Raw genomic sequence first — 16,563 nt, 5'->3', positions numbered from 1 at the left:
CGGAATCCTTCCCCCCCCCGCCGCATCTCTTTCTTGAGCCCGGCTTATTTCGCCGGAACCGCTATCTCGAATAGGTCGAACGCGTCGAACGTCAAGCGCTCGTTATCCGTTTGCAGCGACAAGCCGGCCGAGTTAGGATCGGGGTAGATCAAATCCGTCAACACGGACTCGCCGCCGTTCACGAATACTTCGACGGAAGACTTGTCGACGAAGATCCGGAGCTCCAGGCTCTCCGCTCCAGTACGAAGCGACGCCGCATGCCTGCCGGCAAACTGCGGATGGAAATCGGCGATGCCGGACCGGCGGCGGTCCACGTACACTTCTCCCGCTTCCGCGTCATAACCGATGACCGTCTCCTGCTCCGCTCCGGTCCGGACCTTCCATGCAAAAGAACCCTGCGCTTCTGCAAACCCGGCACAAGCATGGATTTCGATGGCGTCCAGGCGCAAGCCTGCCAAGCGGACGGAAACGTCCTTGGCCTTCGCATCCCGCATCGTCAAGACGGGCTTGCGGTACGCTTTGAGCTCCCGCACCGGCTGCTGGGTCAGCACTGTCTCACCGTTCACCCGGATAAGCTGCAATTCCCTGGCGATCGTCATTGCCCCCCTCCAGCCGCTGGTAGGTGTCTGATTTGCATATTTCCAGTTGCTCATCCAGCCGATGAAGAGGCGTCTTCCATCCGCCGCCGGAACGTCCGACCAACTCACGCCTGCATAATTGTCGCGGCCGTAATCCAACCACCGAACATGGCCTTGCGAGTATGCATCCGGCATGAAGCGTTCGCCGTCGAAGTCCCCCGTGAAATATTGGGTTCTTGAACCTTCCTCATAATCCGGGGCATCCCCGATGCTCACCAGCATCACCCATTTGCCACTGCCCGGCTCCCCTTCGACGGGCAGCGGGAACAAATCCGGGCATTCCCAGACGCCGCCGTGAAAACCGATGCCTTCGCCGAATTCGCTGGCAAGCGTCCAGACCTTAAGATTCGGGGAGCGGTACAAGCTGACGGACTGGCCGCATGCCAGAATCATGATCCACTGCGACGTAGGCTCATGCCAGAACACTTTGGGATCGCGGAAATCGATGTAAGAGTCATGGCGCAGCACCGGATTTTCCACAAACTTGGTCCAGGTTCTCCCTTGATCGGCACTGTATGCGAGACTTTGGCTCTGAACCGGGTGCTCCGCGCCGGGCACGTCGGAATGATGGGTGAATATCGCGACGAGTCCCGGTTTGCCGCCGAAAAAACCCGTCGTGTCGTTCCAATCGACCACCGCGCTGCCCGAGAAAATCGTGCCGTGCTCATCCGGCGCAAGGGCGATCGGAAGCTCCTCCCACGCCACCAGATCCCTGCTCACCGCATGTCCCCAATGCATCGGTCCCCACGTCGTTCCGTTCGGGTGATGCTGATAAAACAGGTGATACTCTCCATTGAAATAAACCATGCCGTTCGGATCGTTCATCCAGTTGTGCCGCGGGGAAAAATGATACGTCCCCCGGCGATGATCTTGCAGCAGTACGGACATTCGATAAACTCCTTCATATGGGTATTGTACGGACGCGGCCGCGATCGTGCACTAAGGCGTCTGCTGCAGCGTCCGGTTTTCGTTCTTTTTATTGGACGTTGCGGTCATAACCCGACTGTTTGATTTTAAGCCACTCCTGTAGTCCCAAACGGTCCAATTCTTTCAGGTAAGCATCCCACTCCTGATCGATTTTCCCGTTTTGATACCACTCAGTGCGCTTGCGTTCCACGTAGGCGAACATATCCGTTTGAATCGTGGACAACCGGTCGAGCTCATCCAAGGAGAAGAACACGTTCGGGTAGTTGTTTTTCGCCTTCATGTGCGGAACCATCACGTCTTTAAGCAGCTTCAGGCGCCACGCCGCGTCGTCCGGCATCGTCGTATATTTGCCGTAGTAACTGTTCAGGATCGCCAGCGGACCGGCGATGCTCGTTTTTTGCCGCAGCTCGACCGGGGCCGTTCCTTCGAGCGGCAGATGCTTCAGCATGCCTTTCGCTTCGTCGAATTCGAAAATATTCTGCTGTTTGTCATCCCCGTAGGTGCCCCAGTTGTCTTGGACGGATTGCAGCGGATCGTACAGCTGGTCGGCCCATTTTGCCGTTTCTTCGGGATGCTTGTTGGTACTGGTGACGACCATGCGTCCGCGATCCAGGCCGATGCCGTTGGTCCGGGTTACGTTCGCTTCGCCGCCTGGTCCCGCAAGCGGAGGCATCAGATCATACTTGTCGTTGCTGCCTGTAATGTTCGCCTTATCCCACGTGAAGTACAGTCCGTACCGATCGTCCTTGCCTTTGGCCAAGTACGTGTTCCAGTCCTGCTGGAAGGCTTCGACATCGATCAGCCCCTCTTGGTACAGCTCGTGAATGAATTTGATCGCGTCTTTGTAGCCATCCTGGGAAGCCGTGAATACAACCTTGCCGTCGTCGGTCACGACCGTATGGTCCCAGTTCTCGCCCAGGCCGAAGGAGCCGTACAGGAATGCCAAATCCTCGCCGCCCGGCTTGTTGATGAAGGACAGTGGAATTTCGTCCGCCTTGCCATTGCCGTTCGGGTCCTGCGTCTTAAAGGCGATCAGAACCTTTTTCAGCTCATCCGTCGTTTTCGGCATTTCAAGGCCCAGCTTTTTCAGCCATTCGACGTTGATCCATGGGAGATCGTCCACTGCTTGAATCCGCTCTTTGCCGGACCCGAGCTCTTCGATCCAAGGGAAGGAGTAGATATGGCCGTCCGGAGCAGTAATCATCGATTTGTATTCCGGAGCTTCCTCCAGCACCTTTTTCAAATTCGGCATCTGCTTCTCGATCAGGTCTTCCAGCGGTACGATGGCTCCGTCCTTGGCCAGCTTCAGCAGGTCGTAGTCGCCGTATCCCGCGTCGAACACCGCATCAGGCAAGTCGCCGCTCGCCATGGCCAGATTGCGCTTTTCCGCGAAAACGTCATTCGTGTAGTTGGTCCATTTGATGTGAACGCCCGTTTTTTCCTCCAGCCTTTTGTTGATCAGCTTGTCGTTCGGATCGGCCGGCGCCAGCGGCGAGCTTTGCGTCAGGAAATTCAAGGTCAATTTTCCGTCTTTGGATTCGTTCTCAGCCTTGCCTCCCCCGCAGCCGGAGAGCAGTACCAGCGCTGCCAGCGCGGAAAGCGAAACGGCTTTTCCCGCGGTTTTCTTTGCCTGTAATCTTTTCATCACGATGACCTCCATTATTTATTCGATCTTCATGCAAACGAAAATCTGCCTTGCGGATTAAAAAATGAATGATGGCTATGTATGTTCAGGGGGCGGCCTATTTCAGGGAACCCACCATCACACCTTTTTCGAAATACTTCTGAAAGAACGGGTACATCACGAGCAGCGGCAGGCTGGAGATGACGATCGCCGAATATTTGATCATTTCCGACAGGCGCTTCAGCTCGTTCATGGCCAATTGATCGCTGATCATGCCCGGGGCCGCCTGGTTTTGGATGAGGATGGACCGCAGAACGAGCTGCAGCGGATGAAGCTTCGCATCCTCCAAATAAATCATGGCGTCGAAATACGAGTTCCACTGTCCTACGAACGCATACAGCGCCAGCACGAAAATGATCGGTTTGGACAACGGCAGGACGATCCGGGCGAAGATGCCCGCATCCGTTGCGCCGTCGACGTTCGCGGCCTCCTTCAGCTCCTTCGGCACGCCTTTGAAGAACGTTCTGGACAAAATGATATTCCATATGTTGACCGCGCCCGGAATGATGACCGCCCACACCGTGTTCAGCATGTGGAGATTGCGGACTAGCAGGTAGGTCGGAATCAGCCCGCCGCCGAAAAACATCGTGACGATGAACAGCGTCATGAAGATGCCGCGTCCCGCCAGGCGCTCCTCCGACAGCGCGTATCCTGCGCACACCGAAACCGCGACCGTTACAATCGCAAAAGCGGCGGAGTAAAACACCGAGTTGAAAAATCCGCGGACCATCGCCGGGTTGGACAAAATCTTCTTGTACCCTTCGAGGCTCCAATCGGAGACCCGGAAGGAAAGCCCCTTGTTCAGCAGCACGGTCGGATCCATGAACGAGGCGACCACGATATACACGAGCGGCACGACGACGATGAGCACGGCCAGCGCCAAAAACAAATAATTCAACGCCAGCAGGAAACGGTCGAGCCCGGAATGCTTGACTGCCATATTTGAGATACACTTCCTTTCTAGTAGAGACCTTCGCCTTCGTTCAGCTTTTTGACGATAAAGTTCACGGTCAGCAGCAAAATGACGTTAATGACGGAGTTGAACAATCCGACCGCCGCGGAATACGCGTAATCGCCCGATTGCAAACCGACCTTATATACGTAAGTCGCAATGATTTCCGATGCGGGCAGGTTCATCGAGGTCTGCATCAGATATGCTTTTTCGAAGCCGATGGACATGATGCCGCCCGCCGCCAGGATGAACACGATCGCCATGATCGGACGAATCGTCGGAAGATCGATGTTCCGGATCCGCTGCAGCAGGTTCGCCCCGTCCAGGCTTGCCGCATGGTGCAGCTCCGGATCGACGTTGGCGAGCGCGGCCACGTATATAATCGAGGCCCAGCCGGCCCCCTGCCAAATATCCGACAAAATGTAAATCCAGCGGAAATATTCCGGTTCGGACATAAACATGAGCGGCCTGCCCGTGAAATGCATCAGAATCTGGTTGATTGGCCCCGTCGGCGACAAAAAGATGAACAGCATGCCGACAATCACCACGACCGAGATGAAGTTCGGCGCGTACAAGAAGAGCTGAACGTTCTTTTTCACCGCAGTCTTCCGGACCTGGTTCAGCATGAGCGCCAGCAGGATCGGCACCGGGAAGCTGAAAATGAGGCCCAGGAAGCTCAATTTAAGCGTATTCATAAAAATAACGTCGAAATTGGGCGAGTACAGAAACTTCTCGAAATGCTTCAGTCCCACCCAGGGACTTCCCATGATGCCCCGGATCGGACTGAAATCCTTGAATGCGATGATGGCGCCGTACATCGGGACATATTTGAATATCAGGGTCAGGATCAGCGCCGGAGCGAGCAGGACGTACAAAAAGTAATTCTTTTTCAGAAAATCGAATATGCGCCCCGCCGAGCTCCTCCGCTTCAGCACCGCTGCCCGTTGATCGACTTTGACCGTGTTTTCCAAACCGTAACCTCCATTCTTACCTGTGAGAATTGAGCATGCTCATGACGGAAAAGGCTTTCAATTCTCGTTGCCGTTTACCGTTGCTTTTACAATTTATCAAAGGTTGTAACATCCGTCAATAACTTTTGTAAATTATTATTTGTGCATTTGTAGATAATATTTTGTTCATAATCGACGCGAAAATGAGTTAAATGTAAATATATAGCATATTTATCATTTGATCAGCATCATTCTTGCTGCTCGATTACAACATATTGCGTACAAGAACGGCTTTTTGTATACAAATAAATCTTTCTTACTCTCAACCTCGTCAAAAATGTAAAGTTTATATGTGCATTTGTAAAAATAACATTGCTATTTAGGCCAATCTATTATACATTTGTCATAGCATATAAAAGGCAGCAAACGCGCGTGGGGTTGGAGTGGAATAATTCGTAGAGGTGAAAAGACTTACATGAAGGAAAAAGTAACGATTCAAGATATAGCCGATGCACTTGGCATTTCTAGAAACACGGCGTCCAAGGCGCTTAACGGCAGCGAGAGCATCCCGAGCGAAACCCGCAACAAGGTCATCAAGAAAGCGATCGAGCTTAAATATAAACAGTTTGCATATATGGAAACCGATAATCTGTTAGCGAAAAACCCGGGGAACATCGCCCTGCTGACGGCCAATATGCCCAGCAGCTCCCACTTCGGCTCCCGCCTGATCAGCGGGCTCGAGAAACGGATCAGCGCCGAAGGGTATAATCTGTCGATTCATATCGTGCGCGACTTCGAGCGGAGCGCCCTGCAATTGCCCAACAATTTCGAGACGTCCAAGGTGGACGGCATCATCTGTATCGAGCTGTTCGATAAAGAATACACGCAAAAGATCACGAGCCTCGGGCTGCCAACTATTTTCATCGACTGCGCAGCCGACATGTTCTATCCCGATCTGGAGGCGGATCTGCTGCTGATGGAAAACGAGCACAGCACGTACTTCATGACCCGCCGGTTGATCGAGAGCGGCTGCGGCTCCTTCGGCTTCATCGGCGATTACAACCACTGCAAAAGCTTTAACGAGCGCTGGGCGGGCTTCAACCGGGCCCTCACCGAGGCGGGAGTGCCGCTGGACCTGGGCCAATGCGTTTTGAATCCGGATAAGGAGTTCATTTCCGAGGCCGATTGGATGGACAAGCGGCTGGAGCAAATCGCCGAACTGCCTGCGGCCTTCGTCTGTGCCAACGATTTCATTGCGGTCAATGTCATGAAATCGCTCAAAAACAAAAACATCTCCATTCCCGAGGACATCGCCGTCGTTGGCTTCGACAACGCGCCGGAATCGCGCATCGTTGAGCCGCATTTGACGACCGTACATATTTTTAGCGACGAAATGGGCATCACGGCAGCCGACATGCTGCTGTCCCGCATCCAGGAGCCGTCGCAGCCGCATCAGGTTACGCATATCCAGACGAAGCCGATCTTCCGGGAATCGGCGTTGATGGCGAAGTAGCTGGCTTTACGAGGCTCATGCAGGATTTTTGATTGACCTTCCATGCCCCATAACTACCGACGCAAAGAAGCGCCCCGAATTTCAGGGCGCTTTTTGTTTCATTCCATGCGTGCCAGTTATGGCTCCAACAAACCGTATTTCGTTTTGACCCGGTCCAGCTTTTCAAGCATCGGCCTAGAGAGGATAAAGAGGAAAAAAACCGTCGCGAGCGCATGCACCATATCAAACCAGAAGCCGGATATATACGTGGCAAGCAGCGCTTTCCAGGAAAAAGCGGCCGTAAAGATCAGCAGCGAGCCGATATTGATAATGCCGCCGTATATGACGAAGGTAGACAATCCGCCATAGATGCAAAGCGAAAGCTTGCTTTTATGCAGCAGTCCTTTTTTGAACAGGACGCCTGCCAGAAAGCCGATAATGCCAAAGCAAAACATTTGCCACGGCGTCCATGGCCCTTGGCCAAAGAAAAAATTGGACACAAACCCCGTCATCGCTCCAACGAGGAAACCCGCTTCGGGCCCCAGGCTTACTCCGGAAATGATCACGATCGCTACGACCGGCTTGAACTGCGGCAGCATAAAAAAGGCCCCCCGCCCCGCCACGGCAATCGCCGTCATCACGGCGATGACGATCATCTCCCTTGCCTGCGGTTTGCGCCGCTCGAAGACCATGGCAAAAGGAATCATCGTGTAAAGCACAATTAGCAGGCTGATGAAATAATATTTACGGTCATTCAGCAAAAACACGCCAAGCAGGATCGTGGCCGGGATGATCACCAGAATAAATGCGGCGGCCAGCCAAGTGCGGCGGCTTAAACGTTGACTTGCGGCTTGCTTGTCCTGCATCGCTCAATCACATCCTCGACTGTAACGGCATCGTTCCATACATGCCGCGCCATGCGGTTCGCCGCCGTGGTATAAAAGCTGTTGCCCGCAAAAAACGGTTTGGCCCGGTTTGCCGCGATGATGCTGCCATCAAAAAACATCGCGCATTCCTCGCCGTATTTGGCGCAAAATTCGATATCATGCGAGACCATCACGATCGTAACTCCCGCCGCTTTCAGCTTTTGCAAAAGCCGGGCCAGCTTCTCCTTAAAGAAGGCGTCCAATCCTTTCGTCGGTTCGTCGAGCAGTAAAATTTTCGGTTCCAACAGCAGTACTTTGGCCAGTGCAGCCCGCTGCTGTTCGCCTCCGCTCAGATCATAAGGATGCATGTCCAGCAAAGGTTCCAGTTCCGCAAATTCGGACACGTCCTTCACCTTCCCTGCTTTTTCAACTGGGGTCAGCTTGCTGCCGGATAACATTTCGTATAAATCTTCCCGGACGGTTTTTTTGACGAACAGCGTTTGCGGATTTTGCGGAAGTACGCCAAGATAAGCCGAGAACAGCTCGCGTGATGGCATTTTGGCCGGATTTTTGCCGTGAATCAGCACCTTTCCCCGGTAAGGCTGCCTTAGCCCGCTAATAAGCGACAACGCGGTCGTTTTGCCTGTCCCGTTCCCGCCGACAATACAGTAAAATTGCCCCTCTTTCACCTCAAACGTCAAATCCTTTAGAATATCCGCCCCATGTTTCTCGTATCTAAACCAAACATCCTTGAACTGGATGGCGGCAGGACCCGGATGCTCCCGGTTTTCCGCATTGTCCGGCTTGGCCTGTGGGCTGCTTTCAGGATAAAAAGCGTCCAGCCATTGCCGCCCTTCCTTCACCGTAACCGGGTATCCGCCGTTCTCTAGAGCACCCGCATATATCCGCATTGGCGACGGCATGGCGGCAAACATCGGATGGTTCATCGCATGCAGCGCTTCTCCAGCTTTTGCCGGCGCATGATCTGCGATGATACTGCCTTCGTCCATCGCGATCAGGCGGTCGGAAATTGGAAGAAGCTCTTCGAGCCGGTGTTCGGTGATGATGACGGTGGTCCCCAGTTCCCGGTTAATCCTTTTTACAGTCTCCAGAAAATCCGCAGCTGCAATCGGGTCCAATTGAGAAGTCGGCTCATCCAAAATCAATACCGAAGGCTGCATGGCCATGACCGAAGCCAAATTAAGCAGCTGCTTCTGGCCTCCGGACAACTCGGAAACGTTCCGATGATACCAGGTTTGGATGCCGAAAAAGCTTGCCATCTCCGCGACGCGCAGCCGAATGGTGCGGGAATCGGTCCCCAGGCTCTCCAGCCCGAAAGCCAGTTCATGCCATACCTTGTCAGTCACAATCTGGTTGTCGGGGTTCTGCAGCACAAATCCGATTTCCGATGCCTGCGTGCGCTGATCCGTATCCGCCAGATGCTCGCCGCGAAAATAAATGCATCCCTCCCGTTTGCCATGCGGCATAAGCACGGTTTTCAGATGTCTTAACAGCGTGCTTTTTCCGCATCCCGATTTTCCGCATATAGTTACGAATTCACCGCTTCGTATTGTAAGGCGTATACCGGAAAGCACCTGCCGTTCTTGGCCCGGGAAGGCAAAATTCAAGTTTTCGATTCGATATATTTCCATTTGACCTCCTCCATGATCGCGACCTGAACAGGTATCGTACATAATGCAAAATATGCAATATATACGGCATAACTAACCGGCGTAACCACGCTTACTTTGATAGACGGAAAAAAACGTATCGTATTTTCGCCCAGCACGGCCCCGACCAGCACACATGCGATGAGTCCCGCCAGAACGGCGAGCATGATCCGATCCCGGCGGTCAAAGCGGAAATTAGAGTAGCTTGTCCGTCCGTGCTGCCCGTATCCTCTGGACTTCATGGAGTCCGCCGTTTCAATCGCATTCTCGAGTGCCCATGTCGTCAGTATGGATAAAATCGCAATTCCGTTCCGTGCGCGCTGCAGCATATTTCCCTGCGACATATCCCTTCCGATGCATTTTTGGGCGTTCGAGATCGTCTTCATTTGCGCAATATACCTCGGTACGAACCGCAGCACCATCGATAAAATCAATGAGAGCGAAGGCAGTATTTTTCCGAAAATGTAAATGAACTTATCCGATGTCATCACGGCATTGTAGCAGGAAAACCATATGATTACGGTCACGAACATACAGGCTGCCGACACGCCGAATACAATCGATTCCAGCGTCACCGGATTTCCGCTCTTGAGATAAAACAGAATCGTCACGCCCGCATGGTTGAAAGCCGGGTTCATCGCGGCCATGAACAGCAGGAGCGGCAGCATATACAGCATATGGAATTTGACTCCGCTCCGGCCTTTCAGCAGCAAGGAATAAGTAACCGCGCTCAGCAAGGCGATCCCCTGAAATACCGGATGCATAAAGAACATGCTGGACAGCAGCATCACGGTAAAATAACCGAAATTAAGAATCGGGTGATAGGAGGAAAAAGGATCCCTCATTACGGTTTGCCTCCGGCAGCCACATAACCGCCAACGTCGCGGCCCAGATCACAGGTGTATACCCATTCCACGACATCCCCGTCCTTCAAGGCATAACGGCTGCTGCCATAATTCGGAAACCAGCCGTTTACCTTGTACATCCAGCCGCTGAGCTCGCCGCAATCAAATTCATACAAGTTGTTGATGCCTTCGATGTAATTGCTGTTGTAGATCGGCGTCATGGAAAATTCCATATGGATTTTATTTTTCTTCATTTCCCGCAGCAGCAGGTCAAACACCGATTCCCCTTCATAGAAAGTGACCTTGCGTGCTTTGTAAATCACTCCGTCTTTAGGCAAAACCTCAAGCTTATCCTTATTGAATTGATCCATATGGTTCAAAATCGAGGCAGCCGAGACGGATAAAGTAGCGGTCAGCTGTTTCTTCTTGTTGATCGTCGTATCCTGCCATTCAACGGGCTTCGGTTTGCCTGCCGGTACGGGGTCCGTCTGATATTTATCCTTTTTTGGTTTGGCGTCCGCCTTGGCGGAATCCGTTTTGCCAGGTTTGGATGAAGCTGCTGGCTTTTCTGCCGTTTTGGCTGCGGAGTTTTTATCCGCCGTTTTGTCTGTAGTTTTATCGTTATCTACGGTTTTATCTGCAGTTTTGTCCGCCGCTTTGACAGAAGCCTTGGTCTCGCTTTTGCCCGGGACCTTAGCCTCTGCATTTTCTTTTGCTTTGTCCGGCCCTTTATTGGTGGAAGTGTTGACGGCTGCTTCTTCTGCCAATTCCGTTTTTTGGGAAGCGTCCGGCGCGGATGCGCCATCCGTTTCTTGCTTCAGGTCCTGCGGTTGATTGGTTAGTCCGGCTTCCTTGTTTTTGGTACCGACTGCTTCGCCTGACGCCTTCTCGGCATCCGGTTTGGAATCCTTCGGTTCCTTCTCCGGCGCGGTGGAAGCTTGCGTTGCGTCTGAAGGTGGCTGCTTGCTTTCTTCATCGGCGGCCGCCTTCCCGCCTGAGGGAGCCACTCCCTCAGGCGAAATTGCGGATTCAGAATGTTCCGTCTGAACGCTTGCTTCCATAGGCGGCGCCGGTTTCTTCGAATCCTGACCGCCCCAGACAAAAGCAATTGCCAGCACAACCGCAATCAGGGCGGCATATAACCATTTTTTATTCTTCATCATTTCACGTCCGTCATGTCATACAAACGGTTCTGTCCATTCGCGAATCTGTCGAAAGCCACAAGCGCATACATGGCTTGGTCGGTCGCCATCAAATCCACTTCACCCGGCTTGGCACCGCCGTTATCGGCACCTCCTGCTTTGACATGATAGAATCCGCCTCCCGGTGCGGCAAAGCCTAGAAGCGCATCCACGACCGATTTGCCGTTTTTGATAAACCGGGCATCCGTATCCGGATTGATGCCGAGACCTGTCAAAGCCACAATGACCTGGGCTGCGCTCTCGGAGTTGGCCGATTTCCAACTTGCAAAGCCGCCATCCGCGCTTTGAGCTTTGGACAGCCATGTGACTCCCCGATCAACGGCAGCTTTAACCTGCGGATTCGTCGCGTAATACGGCGTCAGCCCTTGGATCGCCATCGCCGTAATGTCGGGATCGGCTGCGGTCGGATTTTCGCCTAAAGCCCAGCCCCCGCCGTCGATCTCTCTTTTCAAAATGAAATCGATGAGCATTTCCCGGGTGGTCTGCGTTTTGCCGTTTTTCACGGCCGGGATGTCGTAATGCTTGCTGTCCAGCGCGATCAAGGCAAAGATCGGCCCGTTAATCCCCTGCTTAATGACAGTGTCGTAATCGGCAAGCGGCTCTCTCAGGTTATAGCCTGCCACATGATCCACGTCTTTGCCGAGAGCTGTAAGCGCCAAAATCACCCGGTCATATTCGGTATATTTGACCTGATGCAGCTTGCCCGACTTTTCCTTGAGGACCTTCTCCACATTGGCATAATACTTGGCAAAATAGGCGTCCGGCGCAGGAATTCCCGAACGGGACATTGCCAAGACCGTCCAGTCGCCGCCAACCGACGCAATGGTCGGATCGGCAACCGATTTTTGCAGGAATGCCGCGGTTTCCTTCAGCTGCTGCTTTACTTTGGTGTTTGCTTGCTTATCCGGTTGTTTGTCTGTTTGTTTGTCTGACTGCTTATCTTGCTGCTTGTCTGACTGTTTATCTTGCTGTTTGTCTTGCTGTTTAGCTTGATCATTTGCCTGGTTGCCAGATGTGTTTTTGTTTTTAAATTCATAGACCCTTGCCGAAACGACGGCCGCCATTTCCCGGGTCACGGTGCCCTTCGGAAGGAATCTGTCTCCGGTGCCTGTCATCAATCCATACGCGGCGGCCGTTTCGATGTCGGCACGAGCCCATTCGGATGCTTTTTCCATATCCTTTATGGCCGAAGGCAGCTTGGCTGGCTGCACGCCCAAAGCCCGGACGGCGGTCGCAGCCATTTCCTCGCGGGTCATATTTTCGTTCGGATGGAATTCATGATTGTACCCCGTAAGCACCTTGGCGTCATTGGCCGCTTGAACATATGGATAATACCAGTCATCGAGACGAACATCCTTAAAGTCGGCCGCTTGCACGTTTTTCGTATCCAATCCTAAAACACTTACCAAAATTTTGGCGAACTCCGCCCTGGTAACATTGGACTTCGGATTAAACTTGCCGCCGCTTCCCTGAATGTATCCTTTCTGCGTTCCTGCCATAACCGCTTCGTATGCCCAATCGGAGATCGTCGACGCATCGGCATACACCCCCTTCAAGCCAGCCTCCGGCTTCACAGCCGCCTGCGTAACCGTATAAGTCGCAAACGACGTCAGGCGGTTTGTTTTGATATACAGATCGCTGCCTTTAACAAAAGCATAAACCTGTACCTCATTGCCTTTAACGGCCTGCGCCCCCTGGTCATCGGACTCATAAATTTGAACAGGCACGAATTTGCCGTTGTCGATGTAACCTGCGCGCTGATCTTTGCCGCCTTTAACCACAATCGCAACCGGCTTGTCTAAAATAACCGGAACCGCCGCATTACCGGCAACAAAGGCGTTTTTAACCGCGTCCAGCTTGTCCTGCCCCGTCAGGGCCAATTGAATGAGGTCTTTGACTTTGGCGTCCGTATTTGCGGTAAAAAGTTCAATTCTCCGGTCTCCCGACCTCACCCGGGTTCCCTTGTCGATGACAAGCGAGGTATTTCCTTTGACCGCCGCAATCATCGGGATGTTGTCTTTTACATCCTCCAGATTCAGGATGACTTTGGCTTTCACATCCGGAATGCTGATGGTGATGCTGTTTGTATTTTGAAGCGCCTTGGTAATATTCAGGATGTAATCCGATTGAATGTTAGCCGGAACCTGGATTACAGGTGTTTTGTCGTCTTTGTTCAGGACGATGCCTGGAGCTACCGGAGCACCGGAGCCGCTTCCTCCTCCCTGGCCCGTACCCTGTCCCGTACCTCCCGGATTCCACTTGCTGAGATCCTCGCCCAAATCTTCGCCAAGATTCGTTGTATACCGCCACTGAAGCTGATCTCCGCTTTTTAGAATATATTTCGTTGCCCCGTATCCCGGGTAAACGCCGTTGACGTTGTACATCCAGCCGCTGCCGCTGCCATGGTCGAACTCCCCGTCGCCGGCAATCGACTGCACATATACGCTTCCGTATTTTTCCGTCCATACGTAATCATAGCTGATCCCTTTGCCGTCGAGTACCCGCTTCAGCACCGTCCATGCGGTATCTCCGGACTTCAACTCGATTTGGGTCGGCGTGACGACATATCCCTTGTTGATCGTCAGCTTGTCCACGGACAGGGTTACATAGGATCCCGGCTGCGGACCCGGGCCGTTCCCTCCATTACCATTGCCGTTACCGTTACCGTTACCATTGCCATTCCCGTTGCCGTTTCCGTCGCCGCCGCCGGGATTACCGCCAGGCGTGCTTGCCTTGCTTGCGGAATACGCGATATAGTCCGTAAAATGCTTGGTTTTGACAACAAGATCATTGCCGCTGTCGTATGCATATTCGGTCAGGCTGCCATTTTCGCCTTCGGATGCGTCGGCAACCTTTTGAATCGCATGAGGCGTCCCGTCCTGAATATAAGCGGCAGACTTCCCTTTCAACCCTTTGAACGTCAGCGTCACAAACCGGTTAAGATCAATCTTGGATTGGCCGCCCATGGTAAAGGCTTTGTCAATGCCATCAAGCTTGTAGCCATCCGGAACGATTCCCGCAATCTTGTCGCTTAGGTCCTTCCTCTGTGCATTTAAGGACGTGATCACCTCCAACGCGGAAGCGTCCCCGGCTATAACCTGTGAGCCTTTGGGGATCGTCACGGATACATTTCCCTTAAAAGCCGCGATCAAAGGCAGATCGCTTTTCGCCGGCAAACTTAAGACGACTTTCCCTTCTTTAGTTCCCGGAATTTCCAAATTGAACTCTTTATTCGCATCTGCGGCTGTAACCGCCAGCTTATAGTCTTGAGCACCATCCGGAACCGAAAGGTTTTCCGCCGGCGTTCCCGGATTCGGCGTTTGATCCCCCACATCCGTCATGTCATACAGACGGTTTTTATGGTTAATGAAGCGGTCGTAAGCTACGAGGGCATAAGTCCCCTGGTCGGTGGCCATGCCGTCGACTTTGGGAGCCTCCGAGCCTGTTGGTTTTACATGCATGAAACCGCCGTCCGGAACCGAGAAGCTCAAGAGGGCGCTAAGTATGGAATTACCGTTTTTAATAAATCGCGGGTCTTGATCGGCATCGATTCCGATGCTGCTTAAAGCGGTAACCACTTGAGACAGACTTTCGCTGCTCATGCTTCCCCAGCTTGTATAAGCGCCTTCCGCGTTTTGCGTCTTGGAAAGCCAATTTACGGCCCGGTCAACCGCCGCTTGGACATCGCCGCGGGTTGAATAATAAGGAGCCAGCGCCTGGATGGCCATCGCCGTAATGTCGGTGTCGGCAGCCGAGCCGAACAGCGCCCATCCGCCCGCGTCAGCCGTCCCCTTTTTGATCTCGAGGTTCAAAATAAAATCAATCAGATTCTCTCTTGTGGTTTGTTTTTTATCGCCGCCAATAACGGGAATTTGATAATTTTTGCTGTCAAAGGCGATCAGCGCAAAAATCGGTCCGTTAATCCCTTGTTTGATCACGGCGTTGTAATCCGCAAGCTTGTCAAGCTGGCTGTAACCGCCTACATCCGTGACATCTTTGCCAATGGCCGTCAAGCCCAGAACCAGTCTGGAATGTTCCGTCCATTTTGTCCGGTCCAGGTTATTCTGTTTGCTTTGCACCACGCTGACGACATTATCGTAATATTCCTTATAATAGCTGCTTGGAACCGGGTAGTTGCCTCTCGCCAAAGCAAGAATGGACCATTCCCCGCCACCTGTTCCAAACGTCGGATGTTCTACCGTCCGAAAAATATACTCCAGGCTTTTATCCAGACGCTCTTTGGCTAATTGGGAAGTGCCCGCTGCCTTATAGATAACCGAATAATCCTGCTCCGCACGGTTCCCTGCCTTGTCGGTTGCGGCAATATGGATTCGGTTTGCCCCAGCTCTCAGGGAAGCCTTGTATTCTCCGCCCGTTTCAGGCAAAACCGTTTCGTTAAGCGTTACTTCCGGAATGATGCCTTGGTCGGCGTTATCCGTTACCGATACTTTGAAGCTCAGCTCAGGACTTGCTACCTCCTGTACCTGCTGCAAGCCCTCGGCTTGAATGACAGGCTGCTCCGTATCCAGGGCCGGCTGTTCCGTTTCCGATAAAGCGCCTGCCAGGTTGGCATACGCCGCATCGATGTCTTCCTGACTGCTCTCCATATCCGTCAGCAGCTCGTATGCGCGGTCATAAGCAGCCCTTGCTTCCGCCCTGGAGAGGAGCGCGTCTTTGTCCGGACTGCTGTTGATTTCCGCAACTTTTGATGTGAGCGCATCTTTGTTCGCAGGTTGAATATAGTTACCGTCAAAGCCCCCGCCCAAATCCGCGCCATAACCGTATACCGTGAACTGCGTCCGGATCACATCGCCGTTTTGCGGATGATAATTGGATAGGCCATAATTGGGAAATTGATTGTTGACCGCATACATCCAGCCGGACATCGGGGTATAATCGAATTGCCCAAGCCAGTCTTCGTCCTGCCTGGAACCGACCGATCCGGCTTGATCCAAAATGTATTGCGGAATGCGCACATCGCCGGTGTCATGATCCATAACCGCTGCCAAATAAAATGAATCATGTATACTCCCGGTGTTTTCGTAATTGTCCTCGCCCAAAAACTGGGCAATTAATGCCGCGCCATTTTCCCCTTCGTAAAAAGGTACTTTTAACGGCTCTCTAACATATCCTTGGCCCAAGGTGAATTTTTCTACCGAAATCGTAACGTATCCGGCTGGGCCCCCGTTTCCATCGGCATAAGACACCGAAAGTCCCGGGAAAAGCAAGGAAAACAGCATGCTGATGACGACCAGCCAGGCTGCAGGTTTAAATCTTCTCATGTTTATACCCCTTCCCATTTCTTTGATTCGATGATTTTAAAAAGCTCTGCCGCAA

At 52.7% G+C, this 16,563-nt stretch carries 10 protein-coding genes; 1 reads left to right on the top strand and 9 read right to left on the bottom strand.

Annotated features, from left to right (window positions below; all coding sequences use genetic code 11):
- Positions 1-44: 44 nt before the first annotated feature.
- The 4 genes from L6442_RS05755 to L6442_RS05740 form a co-directional block, all read right to left on the bottom strand.
- A complete protein-coding gene (locus L6442_RS05755) occupies positions 45-1,526 on the bottom strand; it encodes a glycoside hydrolase family 32 protein (RefSeq protein WP_212981344.1) in 1,482 nt (493 codons plus the stop codon).
- 88 nt (positions 1,527-1,614) lie between these two features.
- On the bottom strand, positions 1,615-3,210 hold the full coding sequence (locus L6442_RS05750) for an ABC transporter substrate-binding protein (RefSeq protein ID WP_212981345.1): 1,596 nt from the start codon (positions 3,208-3,210) through the stop codon (positions 1,615-1,617).
- 97 nt (positions 3,211-3,307) lie between these two features.
- Positions 3,308-4,189 carry a carbohydrate ABC transporter permease gene (locus L6442_RS05745; protein ID WP_212981346.1) on the bottom strand — a complete coding sequence of 294 codons (882 nt, stop codon included), beginning with the start codon at positions 4,187-4,189 and terminating at the stop codon, positions 3,308-3,310.
- Positions 4,190-4,209: 20 nt separating this feature from the next.
- Positions 4,210-5,136 carry an ABC transporter permease gene (locus L6442_RS05740; RefSeq protein WP_237100360.1) on the bottom strand — a complete coding sequence of 309 codons (927 nt, stop codon included), beginning with the start codon at positions 5,134-5,136 and terminating at the stop codon, positions 4,210-4,212.
- 490 nt (positions 5,137-5,626) lie between these two features.
- Here L6442_RS05740 and L6442_RS05735 point away from each other — a divergent pair, with 490 nt between their 5' ends.
- On the top strand, positions 5,627-6,664 hold the full coding sequence (locus tag L6442_RS05735; protein ID WP_212981348.1) for a LacI family DNA-binding transcriptional regulator: 1,038 nt from the start codon (positions 5,627-5,629) through the stop codon (positions 6,662-6,664).
- A gap of 116 nt (positions 6,665-6,780) precedes the next feature.
- On the opposite strand, the gene L6442_RS05730 is transcribed toward L6442_RS05735, so the two are convergent.
- From L6442_RS05730 to L6442_RS05710, 5 genes are read right to left on the bottom strand one after another with little or no spacing between them, the layout of a single operon-like run.
- A complete protein-coding gene (locus L6442_RS05730) occupies positions 6,781-7,509 on the bottom strand; it encodes an ECF transporter S component (RefSeq protein WP_212981349.1) in 729 nt (242 codons plus the stop codon).
- Positions 7,476-9,161 carry an ABC transporter ATP-binding protein gene (locus L6442_RS05725; protein ID WP_212981350.1) on the bottom strand — a complete coding sequence of 562 codons (1,686 nt, stop codon included), beginning with the start codon at positions 9,159-9,161 and terminating at the stop codon, positions 7,476-7,478. Before L6442_RS05725 ends, L6442_RS05730 begins: the two co-directional genes overlap by 34 nt.
- The gene (locus L6442_RS05720) at positions 9,134-10,024 is read right to left on the bottom strand and encodes an energy-coupling factor transporter transmembrane component T (RefSeq protein WP_212981351.1); all 891 of its coding nucleotides are present in this window, start codon (positions 10,022-10,024) and stop codon (positions 9,134-9,136) included. Before L6442_RS05720 ends, L6442_RS05725 begins: the two co-directional genes overlap by 28 nt.
- Positions 10,024-11,187 carry a DUF4430 domain-containing protein gene (locus tag L6442_RS05715; RefSeq protein WP_237100236.1) on the bottom strand — a complete coding sequence of 388 codons (1,164 nt, stop codon included), beginning with the start codon at positions 11,185-11,187 and terminating at the stop codon, positions 10,024-10,026. The genes L6442_RS05720 and L6442_RS05715 overlap by 1 nt, the downstream gene beginning before the upstream one ends.
- Positions 11,184-16,508: an S-layer homology domain-containing protein gene (locus L6442_RS05710; RefSeq protein WP_212981352.1), complete on the bottom strand. Its 5,325-nt coding sequence runs from the start codon at positions 16,506-16,508 to the stop codon at positions 11,184-11,186. The genes L6442_RS05715 and L6442_RS05710 overlap by 4 nt, the downstream gene beginning before the upstream one ends.
- Positions 16,509-16,563: the final 55 nt, after the last annotated feature.

The organism is Paenibacillus azoreducens, assembly GCF_021654775.1.
GTDB classification, from domain to species: domain Bacteria; phylum Bacillota; class Bacilli; order Paenibacillales; family Paenibacillaceae; genus Paenibacillus_AQ; species Paenibacillus_AQ azoreducens.
Note: the sequence above shows the minus strand (reverse complement) of the source record. Positions and strands in the feature narration are given on the sequence as shown.

Bases quoted from the DNA above. Each gene is read 5' to 3' on its own strand.
- L6442_RS05755 (WP_212981344.1), bottom strand. From the start codon at position 1,526: ATGTCCGTACTGCTGCAAGATCATCGCCGGGGGACGTATCATTTTTCC.
- L6442_RS05750 (WP_212981345.1), bottom strand. From the start codon at position 3,210: ATGAAAAGATTACAGGCAAAGAAAACCGCGGGAAAAGCCGTTTCGCTT.
- L6442_RS05745 (WP_212981346.1), bottom strand. From the start codon at position 4,189: ATGGCAGTCAAGCATTCCGGGCTCGACCGTTTCCTGCTGGCGTTGAAT.
- L6442_RS05735 (WP_212981348.1), top strand. From the start codon at position 5,627: ATGAAGGAAAAAGTAACGATTCAAGATATAGCCGATGCACTTGGCATT.
- L6442_RS05730 (WP_212981349.1), bottom strand. From the start codon at position 7,509: ATGCAGGACAAGCAAGCCGCAAGTCAACGTTTAAGCCGCCGCACTTGG.
- L6442_RS05725 (WP_212981350.1), bottom strand. From the start codon at position 9,161: ATGGAAATATATCGAATCGAAAACTTGAATTTTGCCTTCCCGGGCCAA.
- L6442_RS05720 (WP_212981351.1), bottom strand. From the start codon at position 10,024: ATGAGGGATCCTTTTTCCTCCTATCACCCGATTCTTAATTTCGGTTAT.
- L6442_RS05715 (WP_237100236.1), bottom strand. From the start codon at position 11,187: ATGATGAAGAATAAAAAATGGTTATATGCCGCCCTGATTGCGGTTGTG.
- L6442_RS05710 (WP_212981352.1), bottom strand. From the start codon at position 16,508: ATGAGAAGATTTAAACCTGCAGCCTGGCTGGTCGTCATCAGCATGCTG.